This is a genomic window from Paenarthrobacter sp. PH39-S1, from assembly GCF_030063245.1.
In the GTDB taxonomy this organism is placed as follows: Bacteria; Actinomycetota; Actinomycetes; order Actinomycetales; family Micrococcaceae; genus Arthrobacter_M.
The window spans coordinates 21,294-29,919 of sequence record NZ_JASISR010000042.1; the positions used below are offsets into that span (position 1 = coordinate 21,294).

The following is an 8,626-nucleotide window of genomic DNA, read 5'->3' on the forward strand; positions in this document are numbered from 1 at the left end:
CACACGCCGCGGCAGTCGCTGAAACATGGACAAACTTTCACGGGGCGGCGCGGCTGCGGCCCATAGTGCCCGCAGCCGGGCTAGAGCAGGTCGTCGTGGTCCGGGTTGAGGGTGCGGAGGACCTCCGAATGCAGAATGCCATTGGTGGCCAGCGCGTTGCCGCCGAAGGGCCCGTCCGCGCCTTCCAGAGACGTGAAGCGGCCGCCGGCCTCGACGACGATCGGCACCAGCGCTGCCATGTCATACAGATTCAGCTCCGGCTCACAGGCGATGTCAACAGCGCCCTCCGCGACCAGGCAGTAGGACCAGAAGTCCCCGTAAGCGCGGGTGCGCCAGACCTTGTCGGTGAGGGAAATGAACTCGTCCCGATTGCCGCGCTCCTTCCATCCGGTCAGCGAGGAATAGGACAGTGAGGCGTCGGAGAGTTCGGAAACGTTGGACACGCGCAGCCTGGTGGCCGCCGCCAGCGACTTGCCCGTGTAGGCCCCAGTGCCCTCCGCCGCCCACCAGCGCTTGCCCAACGCCGGAGCACTGACCAGCCCGACGACGGGCCTGCCGTCCTCGACCAATGCAATCAGTGTGGCCCAGACCGGAACGCCGCGGACAAAGTTCTTGGTTCCGTCAATTGGATCGATGATCCAACGCCGTGAGCCGTGCCCGCTGCTGCCAAACTCCTCGCCGAGGACCGCATCGCGCGGCCGGACCCGGGAGAGCTGGCTGCGGATGGAATCCTCCGCGGACTTGTCCGCATCCGTCACCGGCGTCAGATCAGGCTTGGTCTCCACCTGCAGATCGAGGGCCTTAAAGCGGGCCATGGTTTGTGAATCCACCGAATCCGCCAGCACGTGGGCAAGGCGGAGGTCATCGTTGTAGCTCTGCGGGGCATGGGTCATGGGTTCACGCTATCGTTCTTTCGTCGCTGAACAGGGGAGGCGGGGCAACCAAGGGCTAGAGAATGGTGCCCAGTTCCTTGGCCTGCGCCCTGCCTTCGGTGCGGTCGCCGGTGCTCAGCAGTCGTCGCAGCGAGGCCAACCTGGCCGTCCCGGCGTCACCGGCGTGCCCCTGGCTGACCCAGGGATCCAGTCCGCAGTTGACGGCGGCATTGTCATGCTTGCAGCCGCGCTCGCAGGCGTCCGTGCCGGGCTGGAGATCGGGAAACGCCTGCAGAATGCGGTCCGGGTCCACGTGTGCCAGGCCGAACGAACGGATGCCGGGAGTGTCCACAATCCAGCTGCCGGGCGAGCCGTCCGACAGCCGCAGTGCCAGCGCCGACGATGAGGTGTGCCGGCCGCGGCCGGTCACAGAGTTGACACCGCCTGTGGCCCGCTGTGAACCGGTCAGGGCGTTGACCATGGTGGACTTTCCGACGCCCGAATGGCCCACCATGACGGAGACCTTTCCGTCCAGATGTTCCTTGAGCTGCCCGACGGCGGTACCGGCCAGCCGTGCCGACTGCCCGTCGTCGCTGCGCGCATCGATGCCGGATGCGGCATCGGAGGCGGTCCGGCTCACCACTACGGTCATGTCCAGGTACTCGTAGTTGGCCAGCAGCTCGGCGGGATCTTTGACATCCGCCTTGGTGACCAGCAGCAGCGGTGCGATGCCGGCGTCGTATGCGGCCACCAAAGCGCGGTCGATGAATCCGGTGCGGGGCTCCGGATTGGCCGCCGCCACCACGATCACCAGCTGATCGGCGTTGGCCACCACTATGCGTTCGATCGGGTCCGTGTCGTCGGCGCTGCGGCGCAGGACGGTTCGGCGGTCCTGCACCCGCACCAGCCGTGCCAGCGTGTCCGGCGCTCCGGTGGTATCGCCGACCAGGGCAACAAAGTCCCCGGCCACCACCGGGCTGCGGCGAAGTTCCCGGGCCCGGGCGGCGATCAGGACGCGTTCGGTGTCCGTGTCTTCGTCCACGATTGCCGTGTAGCGGCCGCGGTCCACGGTGATGATCCGGCCGATCACGGCTTCGTCGTATGCGGGCCGGTCCTTGGTGCGGGGCCGGCTGCCCTTTTTATTGGGCCGGATCCGGACATCGGATTCATCCCAGTCACGCATGCTGCGGGTCATCGCCCAGGGCTGGAGCTGGAGGCGCTGGAGCTGGACGGGCTGTCGGGGGTGCCGAAACCGGCTGGAGGGCTGGAGCTGGAGGCGCTGGAGCTGGACGGGCTGTCGGGGGTGCCGAAACCGGCTGGAGTCCCGGAGCCGCTCGGCCGCACAACGCCCGGAAGCCCCAGCATGCCGGCCCAAAGTCCGGCGAACTCGGGCATGGTTTTTGCCGTTGTGCCGATGTCCTCCACCTCGACGCCGGGCACCGCCAGCCCGATGATGGCCCCGGCCGTCGCCAACCGGTGATCCGCATAACTGTGGAAAAGGCCGCCGTGCAGAGGTGCCGGGGTAATGGCCAGCCCGTCCGCCGTTTCGATGGCGGAGCCGCCCAGCCCGTTGATCTCCGCGACCAGCGCAGCCAGACGGTCGGTTTCGTGGCCGCGCAGGTGCGCGATGCCGCTGAGCGTCGATGGACCGGTGGCCAGGGCGCAGAGAGCGGCCACCGTGGGGGCAAGCTCGCTCGTGTCCGCCAGGTCAACACCGTTGATGCTCTCCCCGCCGGTCACGGTCAAAACACCGTCCCGCAGCGAGACGGCGGCGCCGAACTTCGGCAGAATTTCACGCCATTGATCGCCCACCTGAGTGGTCCGGGACGGCCAGCCGGCAATCCGGACGGTGCCCCGGGTGGCCAGGGCAGCGGCCAGGAATGGCCCCGCATTGGACAGGTCCTGCTCGACGACGACGTCGAAGGCCTGGATTGGACCAGGGGAGACGATCCAATGGTTGGGCACGGAGTCATCGACCACGACGCCCGCACCGCGCAGCACGTCCACGGTCATCCCGATGTGGTCCAGGCTTGGCACCGGATTCCCCGAATGTTCCAAATGCAGCCCCGCTTCGAAACGCGGAGCCGCGAGCAGCAGGGCTGAAACGAACTGTGAGGAGCCGCTGGCATCGACGATCAGGTGACCGCCCAGGACCCGGCCGGTGGCCTTGATGGTGAACGGCAGCGCCCGCGGTACGCCGTCGCCGTCGGCAATCTCCACGCCGAGCCCACGAAGGGCATCAATGACCGGACCCATCGGTCGCTGGCGGGCCGCCGGGTCGCCGTCGAACGCTATGCTGCCGCCGGTCAGCGCGGCCAGCGGCGGAACAAAACGCATGACGGTGCCGGCCAGCCCGCAGTCCACCGCCGTTCCCACCGGCAGCAGCGCACCGGAGGGGATCGGCGTGATGCGCAGATCCGGGCCGAACTGCCCTTCCCCGTCCACCTCCTCGATGACCGCCCCCAACTGCCGCAGCGCAACGATCATCAGGGCCGAATCGCGCGAGTGCAGCGGCGCGCGCAGCCGCGAGGGCCCGTCCGCCAGCGCGGCCAGCACCAGATACCTGTTGGTCAGCGATTTGGACGCCGGAACCGCCAACGTCGCATCGACCGGGCCGCTGGCCATCGGAGCAGGCCATGGCGATGCGGCGCCGGCGGGAAGGGCGCCGTTGGTGGGGGCGAAAGTCATGGGGAGCTAGGCGCCTGTCACATCGTTGGCAATGCGGCGGACGGCTTTGTCAGCGTGCTTGAGCTGCTTGCGCGTGGACTTCTTCCCGGCCTCGGCGAGGTGTCCGGCACGCCATGCCAGACCGGGCTTTCCGGCGGTATCGACCGTGGCCAGCAGGACGCCACCGGAGAGCGAGACGTTCTTCAGCAGCTGGTTGCGCCTGCGCGACCGGGCCTCGGACGTGCTCGAATCCGCCGTGCGGTATTCGACGACGGCGTTCAGCGTGGAGGTCAGTGTCAGCAGGAGGGCGCACAGACGGGGGAACTTGCCCGCTGCCAGCATGACACCGGCGCCCAGCTGGGTGCCGCTGATGACGCGGGCGAGGGTCTTCTCATCCGTCTGGACAGGCAGAGCCTGCACCACTTGTCTCAGCACCGGTGAGAGCTGAGTGGCTGTCTGGTCTGCGTGGCGCAGCCGGTCCAGTCCGGCCAGGATGAAAGACGAAGCGAGCATCGGGCGGGCGAGTACACGGACAATGGACAAAGCGGCCTCCTTGATATGGCGGAACTGAATGTCAGGTTGCCGTGGGCCTTCGGATGGCAGATTGCCGTCAAAAGGCCAGCTGGCGGTGTTGCGTTCTCCTAGTCTGGCACTTTTACGCACGCTATGCGGAATGTTCCGGCTGTCCGCTGTCCGCTGTCCGCTGTCCGCTGTCCGCTGTCCGCGGCCACTGTCCGGCTGCCCGCGGTTGCGGGGTGGACTGTTGTGAACGACGACGCCCTACTGACAATGTCGGTGACGGCTGGCAGGATGGTGCCATGGTTGCAGGCCAGGGCGCTTTGCCTCCCGTTGCCAGGCCCGTAGTGCTGGTGGTGATGGGCGTATCCGGCTGTGGAAAATCGACCGTAGCGGCGCTGTTGGCCGGGCGGCTGGGGTGGCCCTTTGAGGAGGGCGACTCGTTGCACCCGCAAGCGAATGTAGACAAGATGGCGGCCGGGCATCCGCTCACGGACGAGGACCGCTGGCCCTGGCTGGCGAAGGTTGCCGATTGGGTTGAGGAAACCCTGGACGCGGGCCAGGACGGGGTGATCACCTGTTCAGCGCTGAAGCGCTCCTATCGGGACGTGATCAACCGGCGCGGTACCGGCGTGGTCTTTGTGTTCCTCAGCGGATCAAAGGAAGTTATTGCGGCGCGGCTCGCGGTGCGGCGCGGGCATTTTATGCCGACCAGCCTATTGGACAGCCAGTTCGCCGCACTAGAGGAGCCCGCCGCGGACGAACCTCAAATCCGGATTAATGTGGGTCCGGCCCCAGGCATCATCGCCCGGGAAATTATTGAGGAGCTCGGCCTGAGTGGCCGGGCGGAGTAGGGGAACTATGAACATCACCAGTGCACTCGGAACCCTCCATACCCTCGGCAACGCGGCTGCTGCGGTTGCCGCCGACGCCACCACCGACAAAATGAAGGAGCCGTGGAGCGCTCACGACACCCAGGTGCTGATCGTTGCCGCAATCGGCATCGCCATTGTGGTGCTGCTGATTGTCTGGGCGAAGCTGCATGCGTTTCTGGCCCTGACCATCGGGGCGCTCTTTGTTGGCATCGGCTCCGGGATCTCCATTGACAAGGTCACGACTTCCTACGAAAACGGTGTGGGTGGGGTGTTGGGCTACGTCGGAGTCCTGATCGCTCTGGGCGCGATGCTGGGGAAACTGCTCGCGGATTCCGGTGGGGCGGACAAGGTGGTGGACACACTGCTGCACGGTAGGCCTGCCACGCTGCCATGGAAAATGGCACTGATCGCTGGGATTATTGGTATCCCGATGTTCTTCGAAATTGGTCTGGTCCTGCTGATTCCGGTGGTGATGCTGGCGGTGCACCGTTCCAAGGGACCGGCCATGCGCTTGGGGATCCCGGCGCTGGCCGGGCTTTCCGTGCTGCACGGCTTCATTCCGCCGCATCCTGGCCCGCTGGCGGCCATCGGGCTGCTGCACGCCAACGTGGGGATCACGCTGGCGCTGGGGCTGCTGGTGGCTGTCCCGACGGTGATCATCGCTGGCCCGCTTTTCGGCAAGCTGGCGGCCAAAATGGTGCCGATCGGCGCGGCGGGTGCTGGGCTGGCGGTCACCGGTGCATTGGTCGGGACATCGGGTGGTGCCATGGGGGCTTCGTCGGGGGGATCGACCCGTCGCCGGGCCGGGAACGGTGCTGCCGAGAATGGCCCTGCGACCTCTGTGGGGAGCGGTACTGCCGGCGACGGACCTGCGGCCAGGGCACAGGACCCGGAGGCGACGAGTAGCCCAACGTTCGCCTGGACGCTGATTACTTTGCTTTCACCGCTGGTGCTCATGCTTATCAAGGCGGCGGCAGATATCTGGGTGGACAAGGGAGCCGCGGTCCGCCCGCTGCTTGACTTTATCGGCGACCCGGTGTTCGCGCTGCTGGTGGCGGTACTGCTGGCCATGGTGACATTCGGATCGGCGGTGGGCTTCTCGCCGTCGACCCTGACCAGAAAGATCGGCGAGAGCCTGCTGCCCATTGTCGGTGTGCTGCTCATTGTCGGCGCCGGCGGCGGCTTCAAGCAGGTACTGGTCGACGGCGGCACGGGAACGGCGATAGCGAAGATCGCGATAGCCGCCAGCCTATCCGCGCTGTTGTTGGGCTGGATGGTGGCCGTTCTGATCCGGCTCGCCACCGGTTCGGCCACGGTGGCCACGGTGACAGCAGCAGGCATTATCGCCCCGCTGGCCACTGGGCTCTCCGCGGCCCAGCTCGCGTTGGTGGTGTTGGCGATCGGCGCCGGTTCGCTGTTCTTCTCGCACGTCAATGACGCCGGTTTCTGGCTGGTCAAGGAGTACTTCGGGCTCACGGTGGGGCAGACGATCAAGACCTGGTCGGTGATGGAGACCATTATTTCGGTGGTCGGATTGCTGCTGACGCTGCTGCTCTCGACGATTCTGTAGCTTCCGGCCCGGGTTCCCTACCGGAGTCTGCGCTTCAATGCCCCTGGCGTCCTGGGTTCGGGTGCGTTTTTCGGATCCGTCAGCTAACTCACCAGCGCCATCGCGACAGACCACGGCAGCACCGAGTTGGTGCCGGCCTTAAAATCGAGCGCCGGCTTGAGCTTGGGGTCTCCCGCCAGCTCGAATATCAACCGCAGCACGTTTCCGATGATGATGGTCGCAAACAGCTTCTTATTGGTGATCCAGCCGGCCCAAGCCCACCTACTCCTGCCGTATAGGCCGGGTCGGTGCCCGCAGGGGAAATGATCGCATCCGCCGCACGCAGCAGGTAGGCCAGCCATGTCAGTGCCGCCAACCATGTCAGTGCCACCAACCATGAGAAGGCCGCGAGGGGTCCGAAGTCATTTCCGAAAGAAGAGATTGGCCCGGCTGCCAAATTTACCCAGAACCTGTCCGCGGACACCGAGGCTGAACGCCACCTGGAGCATCGCGTAAATGACGGAGGTGATCAGGACCGATCCATGATGGCCAAGGGGATGTTCCGCTTCGGGTTGGACGTTTCCCGTGCCTGTTCAATGCCACTGCCGGAAACCGAGGGACGAGAAGGTGATGCCCGCCGTCGAAATCACCACGAAAACCGCCCGAATAACCCTTGGGGGTGAAGCCGTGGGAGGTGAAATTCTCCGGGCTTCCATGGAGTTGGTGCCGAGGGCGGTGACCAGGAAGGTACCGCACCACGCCGCCGGAAATCAAGCACTTTTCGCTCCCCTAATGCTCCCCTAATGCAGTGCACCGGAATACCGCGGGGAGGCAGCGGGTTGAACCATGAAGAGACCGCAACGGAAGGACGATATGAGTACTTCGCTTCTGGCGCGCCGGCCCGCCGTCGGCGGCTGGCCGGTGACAGTAGACTTGGCCGTAATGAATAGCACCGAGCACGCCCCCACGCTGGCCACCGGAAACGGTGCGGAGACAGGCACCGAACCGGAGTTGACCCCGGCGCAGCTTGCCGAAGGTTCCGTCGACGTTTCCACCGAGTCGGCGGACGACCGCCGCGTCCGTTTTGAGCGGGACGCCATGCAGTACGTTGATCAGTTGTATTCGGCCGCCATGCGAATGGCGAGGAACCCCTCCGACGCGGAAGATCTGGTGCAGGAGGCCTACACGAAGGCGTTCTCAGCCTTCCACCAGTATCGGCCGGGCACCAACCTCAAGGCGTGGCTGTACCGGATCCTTACCAACACGTATATCAACCTTTACCGAAAACGCCAGCGTGAACCGCTGCAGTCAAACTCAGACCAGGTGGAGGATTGGCAGCTGGCCCGGGCCGAGTCGCATACCTCCCGTGGCCTGCGCTCCGCCGAGGCGGAGGCTCTGGATCATTTGCCGGACAGTGATGTAAAGCGGGCACTGCAGGCCATTCCGGAGGAATTCCGGCTGGCAGTTTACTTCGCGGACGTCGAGGGTTTTGCCTACAAAGAGATTTCGGAAATCATGAACACCCCCATCGGCACCGTGATGTCCCGGCTGCACCGTGGGCGCAAGATGCTGCGGGACATGCTGGCCGATTACGCCAAGGAACGCGGGTTCCATGGGAACGGCGCGGGCAGTGCCCCGGCCGTCCTCGACAGCAAGGTCGCCGTGGCGTTGGACGTGCCAACTGGTACTGCAAGCAATGATCAGGAGAAGAACAAATGAGCGACTGCCAGAGTTTAGGCGATTGCGACGACTCGCGGATCGCGCGGATCTACGAATACCTGGACGGCGCGCTGTCCTGTGACGATCTCGCGGAGATCAAGACGCATCTGGACAGCTGCCCGGACTGCGCCGAGGAACACGATCTTGAGTGCGTCATCCGATCCGTGGTTAAGCGGTCCTGCAAGGAAGCTGCGCCGGAGAACCTGAAGGCCGCTATCCTGGACCGAATTCATCAGAGCCGGACCGCCGAGGTCTAGCGGGAGTTTCCCGGTTATTTTGTTTTTGAGGGCCCCGGCGAAAAAGAAACCGCGTAAGTTGCGGCGTGTCGGGGCCTTCATGTCACCCAGATATGTATGACCTAAAGTATGGTATTGGCATGGCACTGTACAAGAAAACGGTCAACGGCAAGGTGTACTGGTACCTGCGTG

Annotated in this window: 9 protein-coding genes; 4 read left to right on the forward strand and 5 right to left on the reverse strand. The window is 65.1% G+C overall.

What is annotated here, in order from left to right:
- Positions 1-80 precede the first annotated feature (80 nt).
- Genes hisN through QMG52_RS18970 form a run of 4 tightly spaced genes read right to left on the reverse strand, consistent with a single transcriptional unit; the run spans position 81 to position 4,082 of the window.
- Positions 81-893, reverse strand: a complete 813-nt coding sequence (gene hisN, locus QMG52_RS18955) for a histidinol-phosphatase (protein ID WP_283561979.1) — start codon at positions 891-893, stop codon at positions 81-83.
- Between the two features lie 55 nt (positions 894-948).
- Positions 949-2,067, reverse strand: coding sequence for a ribosome small subunit-dependent GTPase A (gene rsgA / locus QMG52_RS18960; protein ID WP_502920574.1), 1,119 nt, complete (start codon positions 2,065-2,067; stop codon positions 949-951).
- Entirely contained in the window at positions 2,064-3,560 is a 1,497-nt protein-coding gene (aroA, locus tag QMG52_RS18965) for a 3-phosphoshikimate 1-carboxyvinyltransferase (RefSeq protein WP_283561981.1), read from the reverse strand. Before aroA ends, rsgA begins: the two co-directional genes overlap by 4 nt.
- 6 nt (positions 3,561-3,566) lie before the next feature.
- Positions 3,567-4,082, reverse strand: a complete 516-nt coding sequence (locus QMG52_RS18970; protein ID WP_283561982.1) for a DoxX family protein — start codon at positions 4,080-4,082, stop codon at positions 3,567-3,569.
- Positions 4,083-4,357: 275 nt separating this feature from the next.
- On the opposite strand from QMG52_RS18970, the gene QMG52_RS18975 reads away from it, so the two are divergent.
- On the forward strand, positions 4,358-4,909 hold the full coding sequence (locus tag QMG52_RS18975) for a gluconokinase (protein WP_283561983.1): 552 nt from the start codon (positions 4,358-4,360) through the stop codon (positions 4,907-4,909).
- A gap of 7 nt (positions 4,910-4,916) precedes the next feature.
- A complete protein-coding gene (locus tag QMG52_RS18980; protein ID WP_502920575.1) occupies positions 4,917-6,500 on the forward strand; it encodes a GntT/GntP/DsdX family permease in 1,584 nt (527 codons plus the stop codon).
- 83 nt (positions 6,501-6,583) lie between these two features.
- On the opposite strand, the gene QMG52_RS18985 is transcribed toward QMG52_RS18980, so the two are convergent.
- The gene (locus QMG52_RS18985; RefSeq protein WP_283561984.1) at positions 6,584-6,841 is read right to left on the reverse strand and encodes a hypothetical protein; all 258 of its coding nucleotides are present in this window, start codon (positions 6,839-6,841) and stop codon (positions 6,584-6,586) included.
- A gap of 511 nt (positions 6,842-7,352) precedes the next feature.
- On the opposite strand from QMG52_RS18985, the gene QMG52_RS18990 reads away from it, so the two are divergent.
- Both QMG52_RS18990 and rsrA read left to right on the forward strand, forming a co-directional pair.
- On the forward strand, positions 7,353-8,198 hold the full coding sequence (locus tag QMG52_RS18990) for a sigma-70 family RNA polymerase sigma factor (protein ID WP_283561985.1): 846 nt from the start codon (positions 7,353-7,355) through the stop codon (positions 8,196-8,198).
- Entirely contained in the window at positions 8,195-8,455 is a 261-nt protein-coding gene (rsrA, locus tag QMG52_RS18995) for a mycothiol system anti-sigma-R factor (protein WP_283561986.1), read from the forward strand. The genes QMG52_RS18990 and rsrA overlap by 4 nt, the downstream gene beginning before the upstream one ends.
- Positions 8,456-8,626 lie beyond the last annotated feature (171 nt).

Bases quoted from the DNA above. Each gene is read 5' to 3' on its own strand.
- aroA (WP_283561981.1), bottom strand. From the start codon at position 3,560: ATGACTTTCGCCCCCACCAACGGCGCCCTTCCCGCCGGCGCCGCATCG.
- QMG52_RS18990 (WP_283561985.1), top strand. From the start codon at position 7,353: ATGAGTACTTCGCTTCTGGCGCGCCGGCCCGCCGTCGGCGGCTGGCCG.
- QMG52_RS18985 (WP_283561984.1), bottom strand. From the start codon at position 6,841: ATGGCTGGCCTACCTGCTGCGTGCGGCGGATGCGATCATTTCCCCTGC.
- rsrA (WP_283561986.1), top strand. From the start codon at position 8,195: ATGAGCGACTGCCAGAGTTTAGGCGATTGCGACGACTCGCGGATCGCG.
- QMG52_RS18980 (WP_502920575.1), top strand. From the start codon at position 4,917: ATGAACATCACCAGTGCACTCGGAACCCTCCATACCCTCGGCAACGCG.
- hisN (WP_283561979.1), bottom strand. From the start codon at position 893: ATGACCCATGCCCCGCAGAGCTACAACGATGACCTCCGCCTTGCCCAC.
- QMG52_RS18975 (WP_283561983.1), top strand. From the start codon at position 4,358: ATGGTTGCAGGCCAGGGCGCTTTGCCTCCCGTTGCCAGGCCCGTAGTG.
- rsgA (WP_502920574.1), bottom strand. From the start codon at position 2,067: ATGACCCGCAGCATGCGTGACTGGGATGAATCCGATGTCCGGATCCGG.